Source organism: Pseudomonas sp. H1_D05 (assembly GCF_054682705.1).
In genome coordinates this window covers 228259-251116 of record NZ_CP162825.1, presented here as the reverse complement: position 1 = coordinate 251116, position 22858 = coordinate 228259, and the positions used below count along the sequence as shown (strand labels likewise).

Below are 22858 nucleotides of genomic sequence, written 5' to 3'. Positions count from 1 at the left end.
ATCGCTTGCAGGCAAGCTCCCACAGGGTTGTGGGGTGTCTGAATAAATGGCGTGGGGCCTGCGTTTGGGGTATCTGGATGTTTTGTAGGGGCTTGTTACTACCATCGTCGAATGGTTCTATGGCCCCCGCCCCGTTACAACAGGGTCATACAAAAACAACTATTACACCGAGGTAGGAAAGATGAGTGCGGCTTCTCTGTATCCCGTTCGTCCCGAGGTTCTGGCTAACACGCTGACTGACGAGGCGACCTACAAAGCCATGTACCAGCAGTCGGTCGTCAACCCTGACGGCTTCTGGCGCGAGCAAGCCAAGCGTCTCGACTGGATCAAGCCTTTCACCACGGTGAAACAGACGTCGTTCGACGATCACCATGTCGACATCAAGTGGTTCGCCGACGGCACCCTGAACGTTTCCTACAACTGCCTCGACCGTCATCTGGCCGAGCGCGGCGATCAAGTCGCGATCATCTGGGAAGGCGACGATCCTTCCGAGAGCCGCAACATCACCTACCGCGAACTGCACGAGCAAGTCTGCAAGCTCGCCAACGCCCTGCGTGGTCAGGACGTGCACCGCGGCGACGTGGTGACCATTTATATGCCGATGATTCCCGAAGCCGTGGTCGCCATGCTGGCCTGCACCCGGATCGGCGCGATTCACTCGGTGGTGTTCGGTGGATTCTCGCCGGAAGCCCTGGCCGGTCGCATCATCGACTGCAAATCGAAAGTGGTGATCACCGCTGACGAAGGTATCCGCGCCGGCAAGAAGATTTCCCTCAAGGCCAACGTCGACGATGCGCTGACCAACCCGGAAACCAGCAGCATCCAGAAAGTCATCGTGTGCAAGCGCACCGGTGGCGACATCAAGTGGAACCAGCATCGCGACATCTGGTACGAAGACCTGATGAAAGTGGCGGGCACCGTCTGCGCGCCGAAAGAGATGGGTGCCGAAGAAGCGCTGTTCATCCTTTATACCTCCGGTTCGACCGGCAAACCGAAGGGCGTGCAGCACACCACTGGCGGTTATCTGCTGTATGCGGCGATGACCCACGAGCGCGTGTTCGACTACCGTCCGGGCGAAGTCTACTGGTGCACCGCCGACGTCGGCTGGGTCACCGGCCACAGCTACATCGTCTACGGCCCGCTGGCCAATGGCGCGACCACGCTGCTGTTCGAAGGCGTGCCGAACTACCCGGACATCACCCGGGTGGCTAAGATCGTCGACAAGCACAAGGTCAATATCCTCTACACCGCACCAACCGCGATTCGCGCGATGATGGCTTCGGGTCAGGCCGCCGTTGAAGGTGCGGATGGCAGCAGCCTGCGCCTGCTCGGTTCGGTCGGCGAGCCGATCAACCCGGAAGCCTGGGATTGGTACTACAAGAATGTCGGCAAGTCGCGTTGCCCGATCGTCGATACCTGGTGGCAGACCGAAACGGGCGGCAACATGATGAGCCCGTTGCCGGGTGCCCACGCGCTGAAGCCGGGTTCGGCAGCACGTCCGTTCTTTGGTGTGGTGCCGGCGCTGGTCGACAACCTCGGTAACATCATCGAGGGCGAGGCCGAAGGCAATCTGGTGATTCTCGATTCGTGGCCAGGTCAGGCACGTACGCTGTATGGCGATCACGATCGTTTCGTCGATACCTACTTCAAGACCTTCCGTGGCATGTACTTCACCGGTGACGGCGCGCGTCGTGATGCCGATGGCTACTACTGGATCACCGGACGTGTCGATGACGTGCTCAACGTCTCCGGCCACCGCATGGGCACGGCGGAGATCGAGAGCGCGATGGTTGCGCATCCGAAAGTTGCCGAGGCGGCTGTTGTGGGTGTGCCGCATGACATCAAGGGGCAAGGCATTTATGTCTATGTCACGTTGAAGAATGGCGAGGAGCCGACCGAGCAGTTGCGTCTGGAGTTGAAGAACTGGGTGCGCAAGGAGATCGGGCCGATTGCTTCGCCGGACGTGATTCAGTGGGCACCGGGGCTACCGAAGACGCGTTCGGGCAAGATCATGCGCCGCATTCTGCGCAAGATTGCGACGGCGGAATATGACGGGTTGGGGGATATCTCCACGTTGGCGGATCCGGGTGTGGTGCAGCATTTGATTGATACGCACAAGACGATGAATGTTGCTTAAGTAGCAGGTCTGAAAAGAAGAAAGCCCCGTCCGGTGTATGCCGTGCGGGGCTTTTTTGTGTCTGGAGGTTTTGTGGTGGCTGAACCGGCTTCATTGATCGTTCCCACGCTCTGCGTGGGAATGCAGCAAGGGACGCTCTGCGTCCCAGAAGCCGACGCAGAGCGTCAAGGGAGGCATTCCCACGCAGAGCGTGGGAACGATCAGCGACTCAACCAATAATTATCGATCTACCCCGTAAGACATTTCCCACTGTTACCCAACACCTTCCTCGTAACCGAATGTGTAACCGCCCGCCCCGCGACGGGGCAAAGGGAAACGCATTGCCCCGTTTTAGAGCCTCGAAACCCCCGGTGAAAAATAAGACACAACGCTGCGCTTGCCGGATTAGAAGGGTTTGCGAATAATAGGCCCGCAATTTGCAGCATAGATCGGTTCACTGTCTTTCGCTCTTGCATGAAATTGCAAGGCTGTCAATGTGCTCAAGTCGCTTTCTCTGTGCATCTGTAATTAGTTGTCGCATTGAAGAAATATCGGCTTCGGGCCTGTCGTTAGAATGCCGATCACTCGCTCATCGTGGCTGACGTTGAAATCTCCGACGGTTTCAATGGGAAATTTCCCACCGATGCAGCAACCGATTTCCCGATTCACCCATTCGCATATTGGGCTGTCGCTCACTCTGCCGTTTTTGCCCTTTACCGATGGAGTCCCAAGATGAAGAAACTTGTGCTGCTTGGCGCCCTGGCACTGTCCGTGCTGTCGATGAACGCCTTCGCTGACGAAAAACCTCTGAAGATCGGTATCGAAGCGGCTTACCCTCCGTTCGCTTCGAAAGCACCGGACGGCAGCATCGTCGGTTTCGACTACGACATCGGCAACGCTCTGTGCGAGCAGATGCAGGTCAAGTGTGTTTGGGTCGAGCAAGAGTTCGACGGTCTGATCCCGGCACTGAAAGTGCGCAAGATCGACGCGATCCTGTCGTCCATGTCGATCACTGAAGACCGCAAGAAGTCGGTCGACTTCACCAACAAGTACTACAACACTCCGGCACGTCTGGTCATGAAGGCCGGTACTCAGGTCGGCGAAGGTCTGGCTGAGCTGAAGGGCAAGAACATCGGCGTACAGCGTGGTTCGATCCACGAGCGTTTCGCCCGCGAAGTCCTCGCCCCGCTGGGTGCCGAGATCAAGCCGTACGGTTCGCAGAACGAAATCTACCTCGACGTGGCCGCCGGTCGCCTCGACGGCACCGTGGCTGACGCCACCCTGTTGCAAGACGGCTTCCTCAACACCGACGCCGGCAAAGGCTTTGCGTTCGCCGGCCCGGCGTTCACCGACGTCAAATACTTCGGCGACGGCGTAGGCATCGCAGTGCGTAAGGGCGATGCCCTGAAAGACAAGATCAACGCGGCCATCGCGGCCATCCGCGAAAACGGTAAATACAAAGCAATCCAGGACAAGTACTTCGCCTTCGATATCTACGGCAAGTAACACGTCTCTGCGACAAGTCCGAAATGGCGCAAGCAACAGGATCTCTGCGGTTTGCGCCATTTTTTCATCCCAACTTTCGAGGACCTGAATCATGTTGAAAGGCTACGGGGCTGTCATCCTCGATGGCGCATGGCTGACGCTTCAGCTCGCCTTGTCGTCCATGGCTCTGGCCATCGTTCTCGGGCTGATCGGTGTCGCGTTACGCCTGTCGCCGGTGCGCTGGCTGGCGTGGCTGGGCGATCTGTATTCCACGGTGATCCGCGGGATTCCTGATCTGGTGCTGATCCTGCTGATTTTTTACGGCGGTCAGGACTTGCTCAACCGCGTCGCACCGATGCTCGGCTATGACGATTACATCGACCTGAACCCGCTGGCCGCCGGTATCGGCACCCTCGGTTTCATCTTCGGTGCGTACCTGTCGGAAACCTTCCGCGGCGCGTTCATGGCCATTCCGAAAGGTCAGGCTGAAGCGGGCATGGCGTACGGCATGAGCAGTTTTCAGGTGTTCTTCCGGGTGATGGTGCCGCAGATGATTCGCCTGGCGATTCCGGGCTTCACCAACAACTGGCTGGTACTCACCAAGGCGACCGCGCTGATTTCCGTGGTCGGTCTGCAAGACATGATGTTCAAGGCCAAGCAGGCGGCAGATGCCACCCGCGAGCCTTTCACCTTCTTCCTCGCAGTGGCGGCGATGTACCTGGTGATCACCAGTGTTTCGTTGCTGGCATTGCGTCACCTTGAGAAGCGCTACTCGGTAGGCGTAAGGGCGGCTGATCTATGATCTTCGACTACAACGTCATTTGGGAGGCCATGCCGCTGTACCTCGGCGGCCTGCTGACCACCCTCAAATTGCTCGCGCTGTCGCTGTTTTTCGGTCTGCTCGCGGCTTTGCCGCTGGGACTGATGCGCGTCTCGAAGAACCCAGTCGTCAACGGCGCCGCGTGGCTTTACACCTACGTGATCCGTGGCACGCCGATGCTGGTGCAACTGTTCCTGATCTACTACGGTTTGGCGCAGTTCGAAGCAGTACGCGAAAGCTTCTTGTGGCCGTGGCTGTCCAGCGCAACGTTCTGTGCGTGCCTGGCCTTCGCGGTCAACACCAGCGCCTACACCGCCGAGATTATTGCCGGCAGCCTCAAGGCCACGCCGAACGGTGAGATCGAAGCGGCCAAGGCCATGGGCATGTCGCGCTTCAAACTGTACAAGCGCATTCTGCTGCCGTCGGCCTTGCGCCGGGCACTGCCGCAGTACAGCAACGAAGTGATCATGATGCTGCAGACCACCAGTCTGGCCTCCATCGTCACCCTGATCGACATCACTGGCGCGGCGCGCACGGTCAACGCGCAGTTCTATCTGCCGTTCGAGGCGTACATCACCGCTGGCGTGTTCTACCTGTGCCTGACGTTCATTCTGGTCAAACTGTTCAAACTGGCCGAGCGTCGCTGGTTGAGCTACCTGGCCCCGCGGAAGCACTGATATGGAACGCATCGACCACGTATTGCCGTGGAGCCACCTGGGCAGCGAGCGCAAGATTTCCGTGTTCCGTTTCGGACGCGGCGAGCGCAAGGCCTACATTCAGGCCAGCCTGCACGCTGACGAATTGCCAGGCATGCGCACCGCTTGGGAGCTGAAAAAGCGCCTCGGCGAACTCGAAGCCAAAGGCTTGCTCAACGGTGTCATCGAACTGGTGCCGGTCGCCAACCCCTTGGGTCTCGGGCAATTGCTGCAAGGCAATCACCAGGGCCGCTTCGAGGCCGGCAGTGGCAAGAATTTCAATCGTGATTTCGTCGAACTGAGCGCGCCGGTTGCGGCCGCTTTGGCTGACAGCCTCGGTGATGATCCGCACGCCAATGTGCGTCTGATCCGTCAGGCGATGGCCGACCACTTGGCCGCATTGCCGGAGGCGAGCAGCCAGTTGCAAGGCATGCAGCGAGTTTTGCTAAGCCATGCCTGCACCGCTGATGTGGTGCTGGACTTGCACTGCGATGCCGAAGCCGCGCTGCACATGTACGCGTTGCCGCAGCACTGGCCGCAGTGGCGCTCACTGGCCGCGCATCTGAATGTGAAGGTCGGATTGCTGGCGGAAGATTCCGGCGGCAGTTCGTTCGATGAAGCCTGTTCGCTGCCGTGGCTGCGTCTGTCGCGGCAGTTCCCCGATGCGCAGATTCCGCTGGCGTGTCTGGCGACCACGATTGAGCTGGGCGGTCAGGCCGACACCGGTCGCGCTGAAGCCTGCGCCTATGCTGAAGGCATTCTCGCCTTCCTCGCCGAGCAGGGTTTGATCACTGGCGAGTGGCCGAACCCAGCACACGAAGCCTGTGAAGGCATGCCGTTCGAAGGCACCGAGTTGCTGTTCGCGCCGCATCCGGGCGTCGTAAGTTTTCTGCGCAAGCCCGGCGAGTGGGTCGAGGCGGGCGACGAGATTTTTGAAGTGATTGATCCTCTGTCCGATCGGGTCAGCACGGTGTGTGCTGGTACCTCCGGGGTGCTGTTTGCCATTGAACGGCTGCGTTATGCCCAACCCGGTTTCTGGCTGGCCAAGGTGGCGGGGCGCGAAGCGCTGCGTCACGGGCGCTTGCTCAACGACTGACTGACTGTTTTTGTGAGAACCGACCGCATGTACAAACTTGAAGTCCAAGACCTGCATAAACGCTATGGCAGTCACGAAGTGCTCAAGGGCGTGTCCCTGAAAGCGGCAGCCGGCGATGTGATCAGCATCATCGGCTCCAGTGGCTCCGGCAAAAGTACTTTCCTGCGCTGCATCAACCTGCTCGAGCAGCCGCACGCGGGCAAGATTCTGCTCAACAACGAAGAGCTGAAACTGGTGGCGAACAAGGACGGCGCGCTGAAAGCCGCTGATCCGAAACAGCTGCAACGCATGCGTTCGCGCCTGTCGATGGTGTTCCAGCATTTCAACCTGTGGTCGCACATGACTGCTATTGAAAACATCATGGAAGCGCCGGTGCACGTACTGGGCGTACCCAAGTACGAAGCCCGCGAGAAAGCCGAGTACTACCTGAACAAGGTCGGTGTGGCCCATCGTAAAGACGCGTTCCCGGGGCACATGTCCGGTGGCGAGCAGCAGCGTGTGGCGATCGCCCGTGCGCTGGCGATGGAACCTGAGGTGATGCTGTTCGACGAACCGACTTCAGCCCTCGACCCGGAGTTGGTGGGAGACGTGCTGAAAGTCATGCAAGCGCTGGCTCAGGAAGGTCGCACCATGGTCGTGGTCACGCACGAAATGGGCTTTGCCCGTGAAGTGTCGAACCAGTTGGTGTTCCTGCACAAAGGTGTTGTTGAAGAAAGCGGCAACCCGCGTGAAGTGCTGGTGAATCCGCAATCGGAACGTTTGCAGCAATTCCTCTCGGGCAGCCTCAAGTAATCGCTGCCGTTATGCACCAGATTAGGTCATGCTTCGCGACCTAGAGACTGACCAAAATCCCCTGTGGGAGCGAGCTTGCTCGCGAAAGCGGTAGTTCAGATAGCAACGATGTTGACTGATACACCGCCTTCGCGAGCAAGCTCGCTCCCACAATGGATCTCTGTCAGCCTCATGATTTGTGTTCATTTACGGGCTAGCATTGGCCCATGCCTTCATCACTGTTCTTCGTTTCGGATCGCCCGCCCATGACTGCCCATCGAATTGGTTTCCTGATTTGGCCCAGCACTAAAGCGTTGACGCTGGCGCTGGCGGAGGAAGCCTTGCGTGTTGCTCAGCGTGTGCACCCGGAGGTGGTTTACGAGCTGTCGTTCCTGCAGGCGGAAGCCGTGACCGCAGCGGCGGCCGAAGGCGCCTGGCAATTGCCCGGTGAAGCCTGGACCGGCAAACTCGAAAACTTCCAGAAACTGTTCCTGCTCGCTGACGAGCCGCCGACCACATTGGCGCCGGCACTGAGCAGTGCGCTCAAGCAATTGGTACGTGCGGGTACGGTCATCGGCGGTCTGTCGGCCGGTGTCTATCCGTTGGCGCAACTGGGGTTGCTCGACGGTTATCGTGCTGCCGTGCACTGGCGCTGGCAGGACGATTTCGCCGAGCGTTTCCCTAAAGTCATTGCCACCAGTCATCTGTTCGACTGGGATCGCGACCGCCTGACCGCGTGTGGCGGCATGTCCGTGCTCGATCTGTTGCTGGCGGTATTGGCTCGCGATCACGGTGCAGAGTTGGCCGGAGCGGTTTCGGAAGAACTGGTCGTTGAACGCATTCGCGAGGGCGGCGAGCGTCAGCGCATCCCGTTGCAGAACCGTCTCGGCTCCAGCCATCCGAAGCTCACCCAAGCGGTGTTGCTGATGGAAGCCAACATCGAAGAACCGCTGACCACCGACGAAATCGCCCAGCATGTGTGCGTGTCCCGTCGCCAGTTGGAGCGGATCTTCAAGCAATACCTCAACCGTGTGCCGAGCCAGTACTACCTGGAGCTGCGCCTGAACAAAGCCCGGCAGATGTTGATGCAGACCAGCAAGTCGATCATCCAGATCGGCCTGTCCTGTGGCTTCTCCTCAGGGCCGCATTTCTCCAGCGCCTATCGCAATTTCTTCGGTGCCACGCCGCGGGAAGATCGCAACCAGCGGCGCAGCAGCAGCCCGTTCGAGTTGTCGTCAGTGCCGCCAGAACGTGGCTGACGGCGGGTCAGCTATGCCTTGTCGATGGTAATGGTCGCTCCTCGCCATCGGAAAAATCCGAATCCACGAAGTCGTCAAGTTCGCGCCGGACCCCCGTCATCCATCTTTCGTTCATTTTCTCGTTAAACGCCGTGGTGTATCTGTCCAGGCGTTGCTGACTTTCCGGGTGAAGGGGGTTGTCGTCGAAGTTGTATTCGGTCACCGCGTCGCCGGGCTGTAAAGGAAACTCGCCTGGCAACTCGGTAATCGCGTTCCCGGACAAGTCCGCGCTCGTCAATTGAGGCAGCTCGAACAGACCGTCAGGCACCTTGCTCAAGGCGCAATTGCCGAGACGCAGATTGTCCAACTGCGGGAGATGCCTCAGGTCTGGAACAATGTTGAGCGGATTGTTGCTCAGGTCCACGGAACTCAGGTTTTTCCAGCCTGCGAAGGCCTCTGCAGCCGGTTCAGTCAGGGTGATTCCACAGTCGGGCAGATGCAGGCTGCGCAGCCTGTCCATAGCGAAGATCGGGGCGGGAATCTCGCCCAACGGAAATTTGCGGATGTAGACGTCTTTGAGCTTCGGGAAAAGCTCCAGCAGACGATCAACCCGACGCGGGGCGGACGCTTTGGTGGTCAGATTCAACTTTTCAATGTGTTCAAAGCGCGCAGTCAGCGGCGGCAGCTCACCGGTAAACGACAACTCGCAGTAAACCGCTGGATCTGTCAGGAACGTGGGCGTTAGGCGCAGTTCCTTCTCCAGGTTGAGCCTGAAGGTTTGGCGATTAAGTTTTTCCGTGGCTGCAGCGTCGTTCCCAAGTGGCATCTGCGTTACAGGATCGCTGGGAGGCTCATTTGCCCAGGTGTCCAGGCGGTCGAGGAGGCCGGCCAGGTCGGTTTTGCGGCGCATCAGCTCAAGACGTCCATCGGCCAGCGTACCCGGAAGGCTGTAGATAAGATCGTTGGCGTCGAAGCCGGACAGCGATGGGTAAAGACTTTGAGCCAGTTCGATGTCGTCCTGTCGAGCGGGGATACCAAAGTTGTCGGCCTTGGCCTGGAAAGCGGCTTTGACTCGTTCTCTGGAAGCCTCTGACAACGGGTTGATACCCAGTTCCATGCCGCGACCGGAATAACGCGTCAGTTCCGCCGGTAGTTCGATGATGTTGTTGTCGTTCAGCAACGCCGCTTCCAGATGCGGCAGTTGTTCCAGCCCGACAGGCACACTATCGATCCCGGTGTTGATCAGATCGATGAACGTCAGGTTTTGCAGTGTCGATACATCGGGCGTGGCCTGCAATGTGTTGCTGTACAAGTCCAGCGATTTCAATCGGGTCAGCGTGGACAGGATCGCTTGTCCGTCAGGATCCAGAGTGATCTGGCACTTGCTCAGCATCAACGTTTCAAGCGATGGCAGACCTTGCAGTGCTTGAGGTATGCGGCCGAGGGCGAAGTCCAGCAGTTCCAGCCCCTGCAATCCGCTGAAGCTTTTGAGAAACCCCCGGAAACCTTCAGCCCTGGATTGCCCTGAAGTTTGAGATGCCTGATGTGAGTGAAATCGGTGCTCAGCTCCGGTAACTCACCGGTAAACGCCGGCTTGGCATCGAAGGTGTTGAGCCGTAGTGCTGAATTGTCGTTACGCCGGCCGCGCCAGAGTTGCTCAAGCTCGTCGCTGAACTCTTGTCTGGCGGCGAGTTCTGTGGCTCTTTCCTGCGCAGTCCATGGCAGTTCAGTCAACGGATTGTTGATCGGCAGACGCTCACGCCACGCGTTGAGATCTCCCATCATTCGGGCGATTTCTGCCTCCCAACTGAGCAGTTGAGTCGTGCCGGCCAGCAATGTCCCGGGCAGGCGATAAATCATGTTGATGGCCGCGTTGTCACCCAGTCGCGGGAACAGTCTTTGCGCCATGGCAATGTCAGCCGATGCCGGTTTGACCCGGAAGTGGCGTCCCTGTGTGGCGTAGTAGCGCTTGATGCGCTCGCGAGCATTCAAGGACAGCGGATTATCGTTCAGATATACGCCGTCGGCCTGATCGGAACTCAAGCTGAAAATCGCGTCCGGCAGCTCGGTGATGTTGTTGTTATTGAGATGGAGAATTTCAAGTGCCGGATGTTCGGCGATACCCTTGGGCACGCTGCTGATATCGGTATGGGCAAGTGAAACGCTCGTCAGGTCTGGCAAGGCGTTCAAATCAGGTGCGATTGTCAGCGGGTTGTGGCTCAGATCGAGCAACTGCAGCTTGGACATGGCACCGAGCAGTTGCTGCCCTTCAGGCGTGAGTGTCAGCGCGCAGTCAGTCAGTTTGAGCGCTTTGAGATCCTTGAGGCGCCCGACGAATGAGGGGATGTCATCGAGCGCGAAGGCTTTCAGTTCCAGCGCCTGAAGATTCGGGAACAAGGCAGCAAACGACTCGATGCCTGTGGTCGTTGCATTGCCTGCAAGCTTGGGGCTTGTCACGTGATCGAAATTCACAGTCAGGCGTGGCAGTTCGCCGAAGAACTTCAGGTCAGTTGCAAAAGACGCGGTGCGCGCGCCGGTGTCAATTGACCTTTCACGCCAGAAATCCTCCATGAGCTCCTTGAAGGCGGAACGCGCGTCTTGTTGCACCAGACGCTCGCCTTCGCTAAGCACCTGACCTGTAACCGGGTGCGCTGATGGCGTTTCCAGGCCCCAGAGCGCCAGATCCTCGCGCATTTGTTGCAGCTCCGCTCTCCAGCGCACGAGTTGTTTTCGACCGCCGGCCAGGTCGCCAGGCAAGTCGTAGATCATCTCGCTGGCCTCTTGGGCGTTCAGATCGGGAAACAACTGCCGGGCGAGGGCAACGTCTTGCTCGTCAGCCAGTACGTCAAAGTCGTTTCGATGGCTGCGGAAGTAGTTCTTGATCTGGTCGCGGGAGGCTGCCGATAGCGGGTTGTCGGCCAGGTCAATGCCGTAACTGCGATCGGCGGGAAGGTCGAACAGCGCGTCAGGCAGTTGCGTGATGCGGTTCCCCGCAAGCACCACGGTTCGAAACCCCGGATGGCTGGTCAATCCTTCAGGCACGACGGTCAGCCCGCAGTTGGACAGGTCGAGATCGTCCAGTTGGGGCAGCAGGTTCAGGTCGGGGAACGTCCCCAGCGGATTGTTACTCAAGTTCAGCGAGTCGAGGCTGTCGAGTGAAAGCAGCACAGCCTGATTTTCCGGGGTCATGACCACGCCACAATTTTTCAGCTCCAGGTCGGTCAGTCGAGGCAGTTTTACTTCGCCAAGCGCAAGCGGCTCCAGTTCGAAGCCGTTCATTTTCAGCTCGGCCAGGTTCGGGAAGCACTCGACGAAGCGCAGGGCGTTGGTGATATTGGCGTTGCCGGTGAGGTCCAGCCGGGTAACGTGCTCGAAACCGGCGTTGAGCGTCGGCATATCCCCCGTGAACGTTGCCGTTGCCCTGAGTACTTTGAGGCGGTAGTAGCCGGGCGGGCTGCGCCAGAGCTGCTCGATCTGTTGCGCAAAGGATCGCCTGGCGTCCAGTTCGCGGGTTTGTGCTTCAAGGGGCAGACGTTCGCCAGTCTCAGGGTCAAGGACGGCGGCCTGGTTGGTCCATTGATTGAGTTCGAGGTTCAGGGCGCCGAGTTCATCTTCCCAGCGCGACAACTGTGCACCGAATTCGGCCAACGGCCCGGGCAGTCGGTACAACATCTGTGTAGCTTTTTCAGCATCAAGGGCTGGGAACAAGGCGATCGTGCGCTGCAGATCTTCCTGCACAGGCCGTACACCGAAGTACTTTCCGGTGTGCTCGAAGAACACTTTCACCCGTTCGCGAGAGGCCGCACTCAACGGGTTGTCAGCAAAGGTGTAACCGTCGCTGAGGGAGCTGGGCAGGTTGAAAAACCTTTCCGGTATCCGGGTGATGCGGTTGCGATCGAATTGCGCCGAGATCAGGCGTGGATGATCCAGCAAGTCGTCGGGCACCGTGTAAATACCGGTATTCGACAGATTGACGTAACGCAATGCAGGCATCGAGTGCAGGTCCGGCGGCAAGCCCAGCGCGTTGCCTTCCAGATCGAGCAGGGTGAGTTGCGGCATAGAGGCGAACACCGACTCGGTGACCGTTGTCAGGCTGACTCGGCAATCGCGTAATCTCAATTCGCGCAGCGAGCGCATCGAGGTCAGCGCTTGTGGCAGGCTTGGCAGATTGAGGTTGCGCGCATCCAGAATCTGCAACTGACTGAAAGACTGCAAAAAGCGCTCGACCGAGGTGGTCATGGGGCTGCCATCAATGCCGAGCGAAGTGATATGACTGAAATCGCTCGAGAGGACGGGCAAGTCGCCGATGATGGCGTGCTTCAGCAGCACGGCGTGCCCAGCGGCGCCCTGTTGATCGTAGTGCGTGACGTTCTCCCGTCGCCAGCTTTTGAGTAATTCGTCCCTGAGCAACCTGCGGTTCTGGATTTCGGCGCGCCTCTCCAGCTGCGTTAGCGCCGTACCGGTTTCGGGGTGAATGGCGGGCGGATTGTTGGCCCAGACATGCAGTTCGTTCTGCAATTGCAGGTAGTCATTTTGTAAGCGAAGTATCTCTGCGCGCGGGCCAGCGGGACTGCGCAGCATGCTTTCGACGAGATAACCCACCTCACGGTTCGACATTCGCGGATAGAGCACCCGGATGTCTTCTTCGAGTGTGCGCGGTTGGGTACTGGGGCGCGGCGGACGTGGTGGAGCTGGGGGATAACCATCGGTCCCCAGCAGCCGCAGCGTGTCGACGGCCGACGGTTGGGTCGGCGTATCGCCGATCACCTGACGCAACTCGTTGCGCTCAAGCGTACGTTCGCGAATGGTCGCCTTCAGCGCCTGGCCCTGGCCAATCCGGATGTCGAGGTTCTGGCGCTCGCTGTCGGGTAATGCGTACAACAGGCTGGAATAAAAATCGCTGAACGAATGCAGCTGCTGCCCACGATCGTCGTAAGGTTGATATTGGCCATCGTCGCGGCGAACCAGAACCTTGTGTGCGGCTGCATCTTCACGGCCGATGGTGTCCAGTAGCGGGCCCTCGTAGCGCCTGTCCCGGATCTCGATGCGTACATCGCCGCTCCAGCCCGGCAACAATTTGAGGCTGTGCAGCGCCAGAGAGTCGGAGTCGGAATTGCTCACCGAGTCCAGCTCCAGGCCTTCATAGGCACGGGTAACGCGCACCTCCTGACTGGCCATCTGCATGAGTGCCTGCTGGCGCGCGGGCAATTGTCCTTCGCTGATCTGCAACAGTTCGCTGCCGGTCGCGGTATCGAGCAGTTCGCGGGTGATGCTGGCCGGCAGTTCGGGAGGGTGGGCCTTGAGTCGTGCCGCCAGCGGATCATCGAGGTGCTGAAGGGCCTGATAACGCGCCTCGAACAGCGCGCTTCTGTTGCGTTTGGCGAGATCGGCCACTTGCTTGCGCAGGTTCTGGCTGCGTACCTCGACGGACTGCGTCGGTCCCGCAAAGGGTTCGTTCAACAAGGCTTTGATCTGCGTCTCGTCGAGGCTATAGAGCAGGGTTTTAAGCACGTCGTCACCGAGCAGTCTGTCCTGGCGCAGTTCGGTCACGGGCAGGCTTGCGTCCGCAGACGATTGCCACAGCTGCTGCCCTTGTCGATCGAGCAGACGCAGGCACTTATCGCTTGGCCAACGCCCGTATTCACTGAGCACCTGCAGCTGTGTGACCGGATCAGCGCGCAAAAACTCTTCGGCGACATTGCTGTCGAGCTGATCGATGAAGCGTTGCAACTGCTGATCAATCTTGAAGCGCTGGATACTGTCGGCAAGCAAAGGCGGGACTTTTTCCTGATTGACGTGCATTTTGCGCAAAGCGTCTTCGCTGGTTCCGCTGATCCGCAAGACGGTTTCGCGCTCGTTCGGCGACAGGCTCTCGACGGAAGAACCGATACGGCGCAGAACCGTCTCGCCATCCCATTCCAGCGGTTGCTCGAGTTCAGTGTGCCAGGCGCCTTCGCCATTGTGGCGCACCACCGGTTGGTAAGCGTCAGGGCGGCTCGGGTGTTCGATGCGGTACTGCCCCGGCACCAGGCTTTCTTTTACTGCAAAGTGGGCATCCTCCAAGGGCAGCAGGCGCTTGCCCTGATGCGTGTGCAAACCCAGCGCATCGGGTTGCGAATCTGCCGTTGGAGCCTGCGGGTGCTTGTAGCGTTCGAGATCCGGCTCCCAATAGCGGGTCTTGCCACTGGCCAGTTTTACCGGTTTGAAGCGGTCGATGAACGCCACGACTTCCTTGGGCAAAATCTTGCGGAACTCGGCCGCGCCAATCTTGCCGCCCACGGCGAACAGGCCCAACTGGATCATCGATTCCACGGTGCCCATCAAGTGTTCCAAGGCTTCAGTCGTTCGCCCCTGCGCCCACTCGATGACGCCTTCGAACGCTTCATCGAGCATTTGATAGGCCATGTACGCCATCATGGCTTCACCCAGCACCGGCACGAACGGTGCAACGATCAGCGCGGCGGTCTGCACGATGGTGGAGATGATGTTGCTCACCGAGTCCCAGAAGGCCCAGCGCGCTTTCTGGTCGACCACCGCGGTGGGTACGGCGATCACCCGTGCGTCATTGAAGATCTTGTTCAGTTTCGCGTGATGGATGTGTTGCCAGAGATCGTCGTGGAACGCGGTCAGCGTGGTTTGCAGATCCGGGCGCTCGACAGCGGTGTCGCGCCATGCGGGCAGCGAGCTGCCGGACTCGGGCGGGTGCCACATGATCTGGCTCAAGCGGCTATTGAGGGTACTGAAGAAAACACCTCGATGTTCGTGGTTCACGAATCGGCTGAAAAACTGCTGGTAGTCTTTCGAGCGCAACTGGCGGGTCAGTTCGGCGACCAGGTCGTAGGTCGAGGCGTATTCCTTGAAAGGGTGCTCGGGATCATCGGGGACATAAGCCACCACCCGTGCCGGGTCTCGCGAGGCGTACAGGTCGGGGGCAAACACGACGATACCGGTCAGCGGTGCGCACAGCATCCCCATGTCATGGCACAACACCGCTGCCCCGCTGATGTACAGGCCCTTCATGCCGTCGAGCACGGCATCGATCAAGCGAAAATAGCTTTCCGACACATCGCGGTTCATCCGCGCCCACTGCAGGGCGGCTTTCATCGCGGCTTTCTGGCTGTCATCGATTTTGTTGCGCAGTACGGTGGCCACCATTGGATCGCTATAGCCGAGGTTGTCTTCGAGATGGGCCTTGTATCGCGCGCCGATGTCCAGCCTTCGGCACAACCGGGTGAAAGCGGCGATGCTCATTTTTGCCTTGATCGCCGGCAGGGGACTGAACTGGCCGCTGACGGTGGGACGAGTGACGAAGGTCGAGTCAGCTTCGAAGGCGTCGTGATGGGTTTCCGATTCCTCGAAGTTGTGCAGCGCGGCCTCCAGTAACGACACGGTCCAGGCGCGCGTACCGGTGCGGATCGGAAACCACGGAGTGGTTGCGGGGATGTACAGGCGCACGAAGGTGTTGCGCACATCCAGGTCCAGGCCGAACCGGTTTTTCAGTTCTTGCTGGAGCAAGGGCTCGGCAAAGGTGCTGGCGTCCTGCAAGTGTTCCAGGCTTTGATCGACCTTGCTTTGCGCGGCCCATTGCGTGGCGTTGAGGCTATTCATCTGCTGATGTTGCTCGGCAGGTGCCGACTGGAGAGTGAGGGACAGGCGCGGCAGGCTGTTCGTGAGTGCCAGGCGGCGAGTCGGTGTCGCGGCGCCGAGCCAATCGGGCAAGGCATTTTTCAGTGGCAGGTAATGATCGTCTGGATGCAGCGCGTTGTTCGCGGCGGTCGAGGCTGTCGGAGGGTGTCGCTGAGTCAGGTGCATGGGCCATTCCTTGGCGTTGAAAAGAACGCGCAGCAAATCAGGAACCGGCCACCCTTGTGCGGTACATATTTATATCTTTGTCGCAGGGTTGAGTTGGTATTCTCTGCAGCCTGCCGCAAATCGACGGTGCCAGTTAAACTGCGCCTTTGCGACGCTATATGTCGCATTGCCGTAAACCCGGGAAAATCCGGGGTTTGCGCTATAAGAAGTTGTCGCTTGGCGACAAGGCCGGGCTGAAAACTGTCCTTACAATCCTCACCAAGCTCGCCAGTTTCAGGCGAGTGTTCCTCTTCAGGAGACTCCGATGTCCGTTGAGCACGCTGCGGTACAACGCGCCGATTTCGACCAGGTAATGGTTCCCAACTACGCGCCTGCCGCTTTCATTCCGGTGCGTGGCGCCGGTTCCCGCGTCTGGGATCAGGCCGGCCGCGAGCTGATCGACTTCGCCGGCGGGATTGCCGTTAACGTATTGGGCCATGCGCACCCGGCGCTGGTCGGTGCACTGACCGAACAGGCGAACAAGCTGTGGCACGTGTCCAACGTGTTCACCAACGAACCAGCCCTGCGCCTGGCGCACAAGCTGATCGATGCCACGTTCGCCGAGCGCGTGTTCTTCTGCAACTCGGGCGCTGAAGCCAACGAGGCCGCGTTCAAGCTGGCCCGTCGCGTTGCGTTCGACCGTTTCGGCACTGAGAAGTACGAAATCATTGCGGCGCTGAACAGCTTCCACGGTCGTACCCTGTTCACCGTCAACGTCGGTGGCCAGTCGAAGTACTCCGACGGTTTCGGCCCGAAAATCACCGGCATCACCCACGTGCCTTACAACGACCTGGCCGCGCTGAAAGCCGCCGTTTCCGACAAGACCTGCGCGGTCGTGCTGGAACCGATCCAGGGCGAGGGCGGCGTACTGCCGGCCGAACTGGCTTACCTGCAAGGTGCCCGCGAACTGTGCGACGCGAACAACGCGCTGCTGGTGTTCGACGAAGTGCAGACCGGCATGGGCCGCAGCGGCAAGCTGTTCGCTTACCAGCATTACGGCGTGACCCCGGACATCCTGACCAGCGCCAAGAGCCTGGGCGGCGGTTTCCCGATCGCCGCGATGCTGACCACCGAAGCGCTGGCCAAACATCTGGTCGTCGGCACTCACGGCACCACCTACGGCGGCAACCCGCTGGCGTGTGCGGTCGCTGAAGCGGTAATCGACGTGATCAACACCCCTGAAGTGCTGAACGGCGTGAACGCCAAGCACGACAAGTTCAAGGCGCGCCTTGAGCAGATCGGCGAGAAATACGGCCTGTTCACTCAGGTGCGTGGTCTCGGTCTGCTGATCGGTTGCGTGCTGAGCGATGCCTGGAAAGGCAAGGCCAAAGACATCTTCAACGCCGCTGAAAAAGAAGGCCTGATGATTCTGCAAGCCGGCCCGGACGTGATCCGTTTCGCCCCGAGCCTGGTGGTGGAAGACGCCGATATCGATGCTGGCCTGGACCGCTTCGAACGCGCTGCTGCTGCACTGACGCAAGCCTGATAGACCCTTCGGCGCCTGGAGTTTTTCAGGCGTCGAACCCAATTTTTGATGCCGGTGAGATTCATTGTGGGAGCGAGCTTGCTCGCGAAGAGGGAGTTTCAGTCGCCATCTATGCTGACTGGTACACCGCTTTCGCGAGCAAGCTCGCTCCCACAGTGTCCGGTGTTTTTTTCTGTGAATTTATAAGAGAAAGGAGTGACACCATGCTGGTGATGCGCCCCGCGCAAATGGCTGATCTGGGCGAGGTACAGCGTCTGGCTGCGGACAGCCCGATTGGTGTCACTTCCTTGCCGGATGACGTGGAACGTCTGAGCGACAAGATCGCCGCGAGCGAAGCCTCGTTTGCCGCCGAAGTGAGCTTCAATGGCGAGGAGAGCTATTTCTTCGTCCTCGAAGACACCGCCACCGGCAAGCTGGTCGGCTGCTCGGCGATTGTTGCTTCGGCCGGTTACTCGGAGCCGTTCTACAGCTTCCGCAACGAGACCTTCGTCCACGCCTCCCGCGAGCTGAAGATCCACAACAAGATCCACGTGCTTTCGCAGTGCCACGACCTGACTGGCAACAGCTTGCTGACCAGTTTCTACGTGCAGCGCGAGCTGGTCGGTTCGCCGTGGTCCGAGCTCAACTCCCGTGGCCGTCTGCTGTTCGTCGCCAGCCACCCTGAGCGTTTCGCCGATTCGGTGGTGACCGAGATCGTCGGTTACAGCGATGAGAACGGCGACTCGCCATTCTGGGATGCCATCGGTCGCAATTTCTTCGACCTCAATTACGCCGAAGCCGAACGCCTCTGCGGGCTGAAAAGCCGTACGTTCCTCGCCGAGCTGATGCCGCATTACCCGATCTACGTACCGCTGCTGCCGGATTCCGCCCAAGAGGCGATGGGCGAGGTGCACCCGCGTGCGCAGATCACCTTCGACATCCTGATGCGCGAAGGCTTCGAGACCGATCACTACATCGACATTTTCGACGGTGGCCCGACCCTGCATGCACGTGTGTCGGGGATCCGTTCGATCGCTCAGAGCCGAGTGGTGCCGGTGAAGATCGGCGAGCCGGTGAAAGGTGCCGGGCGCCAGTATCTGGTGGCTAACGCGCAGTTGCAGGATTACCGCGCGGTGTTGCTGGAGCTGGATTACGCACCGGGCAAACCGGTGACTCTGGATCTGGAAGCGGCCGAAGCCCTGGGCGTCGGTGAAGGTGCCAGCGTGCGCCTGGTGGCGGTTTAACGCCTTAGCGAGTTTCACGGGTGGCGAAGGCGGCCCGTTTGAGGAGATAGCATGATTGTTCGTCCCGTACGCAGCAGCGATTTATCCGCTCTGATCGACCTGGCCCGCAGCACCGGCACCGGCCTGACCACGTTGCCGGCCAACGAAGAACGTCTGGCCCACCGGGTCGGCTGGGCCGAGAAGACCTTTCGCGGCGAAGCTGGCCGTGGCGACGCGGACTACCTGTTCGTGCTCGAAGACGACGATGGCCGCGTGGTAGGGATTTCCGCCATTGCTGGCGCCGTTGGTCTGCGTGAGCCGTGGTACAACTTCCGTGTCGGTCTGACCGTCAGCGCTTCGCAAGAGCTGAACATCTATCGCGAGATCCCGACGCTGTTTCTGGCCAACGATCTGACCGGCAATTCCGAGCTGTGCTCGCTGTTCCTGCATGCCGATTACCGCAACGGTCTGAACGGTCGCATGCTGTCGAAGGCGCGGATGCTGTTCATCGCGGAATTCCCTGAGCTGTTCGGCAACAAGATCATCGCCGAAATGCGCGGTGTGTCCGATGACGCCGGCCGTTCGCCGTTCTGGGAAAGTCTCGGTCGTCACTTCTTCAAGATGGAATTCAGCCAGGCCGATTACCTGACCGGTGTCGGCAACAAGGCGTTCATTGCTGAGCTGATGCCGAAATTCCCGCTGTACACCTGCTTCCTCTCCGAAGGCGCACGTAACGTCATCGGTCAGGTGCACCCGGACACCGAGCCCGCCTTGGCGATGCTCAAGAGCGAAGGTTTCAGCTACCAGGGTTACGTCGACATCTTCGACGCAGGTCCGGCCATCGAATGCGAAACCGGCAAGATCCGCGCAGTGCGTGACTGTGAAGCGCTGGTGCTCGCCGTTGGCACGCCGGGCGAAGACGCCACGCCGTTCATCATCCATAACCGCAAACGCGAAGACTGCCGCATCACCGCTGCGCCGGCGCGTCTGGCTGCCGGCACTCTGGTGGTCGATCCGCAGACCGCCAAACGTCTTCAACTCAACGCTGGCGATCAAGTGCGCGCCGTGGCGTTGTCCGCTGCACGGGAGTCGAAATAATGAATTCGCTATACATCGCAGGTGAGTGGCTGGCCGGCCAGGGCGAAGCCTTTCAATCGCTGAACCCGGTGACCCAGCAAGTGCTGTGGTCGGGGGAGGGTGCCACGGCTGCGCAGGTTGAGTCGGCTGTGCAAGCTGCGCGTCAGGCGTTTCCAGGCTGGGCACGTCGTACGCTGGAAGAGCGCATCACTGTGCTTGAGGCTTTTGCCGCGTCGTTGAAAAACCACGCTGACGAACTGGCTCGCACCATTGGTGAAGAGACCGGCAAACCACTGTGGGAATCGGCGACCGAAGTGACCAGTATGGTCAACAAAATTGCCATCTCGGTGCAGAGCTACCGTGAACGTACCGGCGAGAAGAGCGGCCCGTTGGGCGACGCCACCGCCGTACTGCGCCACAAGCCGCACGGCGTGGTCGCGGTGTTCGGTCCTTACAATTTCCCCGGGCACTTGCCGAACGGCCATATCGTTCCGGCGCTGCTGGCCGGCAACAGCGTATTGTTCAAGCCCAGCGAACTGACCCCGAAAGTCGCCGAGCTGACGGTCAAGTGCTGGATCGAGGCCGGTCTGCCGGCGGGCGTGTTGAACCTGTTGCAAGGTGCGCGCGAAACCGGCATCGCGCTGGCGGCGAACCCAGGCATCGACGGCCTGTTCTTCACCGGTTCGAGCCGCACAGGCAACCATCTGCACCAGCAGTTTGCCGGGCGTCCGGACAAGATTCTGGCGCTGGAAATGGGTGGCAATAACCCGCTGGTGGTGGATCAGGTCGCGGATCTGGATGCGGCGGTTTACACGATCATTCAGTCGGCGTTCATCTCTGCCGGTCAGCGTTGCACCTGTGCACGCCGTCTGCTGGTGCCGCAAGGCGCGTGGGGCGACAGTCTGCTCAAGCGTCTGGTGGAAGTCAGTGCGAGCATTGAGGTCGGTGCATTCGATCAGCAACCAGCGCCATTCATGGGCTCGGTGATTTCCCTCGGCGCGGCGAAAGCGCTGATGGATGCTCAAGAACATCTGTTGGCCAATGGCGCCGTATCGCTGCTGGCAATGACGCAGCCGCAGGCCCAAGCCGCGCTGCTGACTCCGGGCATTCTCGATGTGAGCGCTGTTGCCGATCGCCCGGACGAAGAACTGTTCGGCCCGTTGCTGCAAGTAATCCGCTACACCGATTTCGAAGCGGCGATCGCTGAAGCCAACGACACTGCTTACGGCCTGGCCGCAGGTCTGTTGTCGGATTCTGAAGCGCGTTATCAGCAGTTCTGGCTGGAAAGCCGCGCCGGTATCGTCAACTGGAACAAACAGCTGACCGGCGCTGCGAGCAGCGCGCCGTTTGGTGGTGTCGGCGCTTCGGGCAACCACCGCGCCAGCGCCTATTACGCGGCGGATTACTGCGCGTACCCGGTGGCCTCGCTGGAAACCCCAAGCCTGGTGTTGCCTGCTGCCCTGACGCCTGGCGTGAAAATGGCGTGATGCCCATTCGCGAGCAGGCTCGCTCCCACAGATTCAGTGGTGTTCACACATTTTGTGTTCAACATAAATCCTGTGGGAGCGAGCTTGCTCGCGAAGGCCGCGCCTCGGTCTAAAAGAATAGTTACTGAAGCCTATAACAACAGATTCTCGTGGAGCCTCGCTGATGAAATCCTATGAAGTCAATTTTGACGGTCTAGTGGGGCCGACCCATAACTACGGTGGTCTGTCCTACGGTAACGTTGCTTCCCAGAGCAACAGCCAGCAGTCTTCGAACCCGAAGGAAGCGGCGCTGCAAGGTCTGGCGAAGATGAAAGCGCTGATGGAAATGGGCTTTCAGCAAGGCGTGCTCGCACCGCAGGAGCGTCCGGACGTGGCCGCTCTGCGCCGTCTGGGCTTCAGCGGTACCGACGCGCAGGTGATCGAGCGCGCCGCCAAAGAGGCGATGCCGCTGCTGGTCGCCAGTTGTTCCGCGTCGAGCATGTGGGTGGCTAACGCCGCGACTGTCAGCCCGAGTGCCGACACCGCAGACGGTCGCGTGCATTTCACCGCAGCCAACCTCAACTGCAAATACCACCGCAGCATCGAGCACCCGACCACCAGCCGCGTGCTCGGCGCGATGTTCGCCAATCAGCAGCACTTCGCCCATCACGCCGCGTTGCCGGCAGTGGCGCAGTTCGGCGACGAAGGTGCGGCCAACCACACACGTTTCTGCCGCGAATATGGCGAAGCGGGCGTCGAGTTTTTCGTATTCGGTCGCAGTGCCTTCGACAATCGCTACCCGGCGCCGCAGAAATACCCGGCGCGCCAGACCCTCGAAGCCTCGCAAGCCGTTGCGCGTCTGCACGGTCTGCGTGACGAAGGCGTGGTTTACGCGCAGCAGAACCCGAACGTGATCGATCAGGGCGTGTTCCACAACGACGTGATCGCCGTCGGTAACGGTGAAGTGCTGTTCTATCACGAGGACGCGTTCCTCGAGACCGATCAGATGCTGGCCGAACTGCAAAGCAAGCTCGCCAAAGTCGGGGGCAACTTCCAGTCCGTGTGTGTGCCGCGTTCGGCAGTCACCGTGGATGATGCGGTGCGTTCCTACCTGTTCAACAGCCAGTTGCTCTCGCGTCCTGATGGCTCGATGTTGCTGATCGTGCCGCAAGAGTGCCAGGCCAACGAGCGCGTCTGGGCGTATCTGCAAAGTCTGACCAGCTCCGGCGGCCTGATCCGCGAAGTGAAAGTCTTCGATCTCAAGCAAAGCATGCAGAACGGTGGTGGCCCGGCGTGCCTGCGACTGCGCGTCGCGCTTAACGAAACCGAACTGGCGGCGGTCAACCCAGGGGTTATCATGACGCCACCGTTGTACGGTTCGTTGACTGCATGGGTTGAAAAGCACTACCGCGACCGCCTGAGCGAAACCGATCTGGCGGACCCGCAATTGCTGCTTGAATGCCGGACGGCACTGGATGAACTGACGCAAATCCTTAAACTGGGCGCGGTTTATCCATTCCAGATCAATTGATGGCCGGCGCGTCGTCTGAACGCG

General features: G+C 59.7%; 14 protein-coding genes. 12 read left to right on the top strand and 2 right to left on the bottom strand.

Annotated features, from left to right (window positions below):
• Positions 1-181 precede the first annotated feature (181 nt).
• From acs to argR, 7 genes are all read left to right on the top strand, one after another.
• Positions 182-2137 (top strand): acetate--CoA ligase, encoded by a 1956-nt coding sequence (gene acs, locus AB4O11_RS01185; protein WP_007912698.1) that lies wholly within the window; start codon positions 182-184, stop codon positions 2135-2137.
• A 711-nt stretch (positions 2138-2848) separates the two neighbouring features.
• Positions 2849-3622 carry an ABC transporter substrate-binding protein gene (locus AB4O11_RS01180; RefSeq protein ID WP_460129863.1) on the top strand — a complete coding sequence of 258 codons (774 nt, stop codon included), beginning with the start codon at positions 2849-2851 and terminating at the stop codon, positions 3620-3622.
• A gap of 91 nt (positions 3623-3713) precedes the next feature.
• Positions 3714-4403, top strand: coding sequence for an ABC transporter permease (locus AB4O11_RS01175; protein ID WP_016773583.1), 690 nt, complete (start codon positions 3714-3716; stop codon positions 4401-4403).
• Positions 4400-5098: an ABC transporter permease gene (locus AB4O11_RS01170; RefSeq protein ID WP_007912703.1), complete on the top strand. Its 699-nt coding sequence runs from the start codon at positions 4400-4402 to the stop codon at positions 5096-5098. The genes AB4O11_RS01175 and AB4O11_RS01170 overlap by 4 nt, the downstream gene beginning before the upstream one ends.
• 1 nt (position 5099) lies before the next feature.
• Positions 5100-6212 (top strand): M14 family metallopeptidase, encoded by a 1113-nt coding sequence (locus tag AB4O11_RS01165; RefSeq protein ID WP_257355936.1) that lies wholly within the window; start codon positions 5100-5102, stop codon positions 6210-6212.
• Positions 6213-6239: 27 nt separating this feature from the next.
• Positions 6240-7004, top strand: a complete 765-nt coding sequence (locus AB4O11_RS01160) for an ABC transporter ATP-binding protein (RefSeq protein WP_007912705.1) — start codon at positions 6240-6242, stop codon at positions 7002-7004.
• Between the two features lie 245 nt (positions 7005-7249).
• Positions 7250-8242 (top strand): transcriptional regulator ArgR, encoded by a 993-nt coding sequence (gene argR / locus AB4O11_RS01155; RefSeq protein WP_176471324.1) that lies wholly within the window; start codon positions 7250-7252, stop codon positions 8240-8242.
• Positions 8243-8249: 7 nt separating this feature from the next.
• Here argR and AB4O11_RS01150 read toward each other — a convergent pair whose 3' ends face one another.
• Together AB4O11_RS01150 and AB4O11_RS01145 are read right to left on the bottom strand one after the other, a co-directional pair.
• Positions 8250-9614, bottom strand: a complete 1365-nt coding sequence (locus AB4O11_RS01150) for a leucine-rich repeat domain-containing protein (RefSeq protein ID WP_460129861.1) — start codon at positions 9612-9614, stop codon at positions 8250-8252.
• Complete coding sequence (locus tag AB4O11_RS01145) at positions 9614-16033, bottom strand: dermonecrotic toxin domain-containing protein (protein ID WP_460129859.1); 6420 nt, start codon at positions 16031-16033, stop codon at positions 9614-9616. The genes AB4O11_RS01150 and AB4O11_RS01145 overlap by 1 nt, the downstream gene beginning before the upstream one ends.
• A gap of 304 nt (positions 16034-16337) precedes the next feature.
• Here AB4O11_RS01145 and AB4O11_RS01140 point away from each other — a divergent pair, with 304 nt between their 5' ends.
• From AB4O11_RS01140 to astB, 5 genes are all read left to right on the top strand, one after another.
• Positions 16338-17558 carry an aspartate aminotransferase family protein gene (locus AB4O11_RS01140; RefSeq protein ID WP_008077923.1) on the top strand — a complete coding sequence of 407 codons (1221 nt, stop codon included), beginning with the start codon at positions 16338-16340 and terminating at the stop codon, positions 17556-17558.
• Between the two features lie 203 nt (positions 17559-17761).
• Positions 17762-18781: an arginine/ornithine succinyltransferase subunit alpha gene (gene aruF, locus AB4O11_RS01135; RefSeq protein WP_460129856.1), complete on the top strand. Its 1020-nt coding sequence runs from the start codon at positions 17762-17764 to the stop codon at positions 18779-18781.
• A 51-nt stretch (positions 18782-18832) separates the two neighbouring features.
• Positions 18833-19858, top strand: a complete 1026-nt coding sequence (astA, locus tag AB4O11_RS01130; protein WP_460129854.1) for an arginine N-succinyltransferase — start codon at positions 18833-18835, stop codon at positions 19856-19858.
• On the top strand, positions 19855-21324 hold the full coding sequence (astD, locus tag AB4O11_RS01125; protein WP_460131023.1) for a succinylglutamate-semialdehyde dehydrogenase: 1470 nt from the start codon (positions 19855-19857) through the stop codon (positions 21322-21324). Before astA ends, astD begins: the two co-directional genes overlap by 4 nt.
• A gap of 163 nt (positions 21325-21487) precedes the next feature.
• Positions 21488-22834 carry an N-succinylarginine dihydrolase gene (astB, locus tag AB4O11_RS01120; protein ID WP_093430395.1) on the top strand — a complete coding sequence of 449 codons (1347 nt, stop codon included), beginning with the start codon at positions 21488-21490 and terminating at the stop codon, positions 22832-22834.
• The last annotated feature ends 24 nt before the right edge of the window (positions 22835-22858 follow it).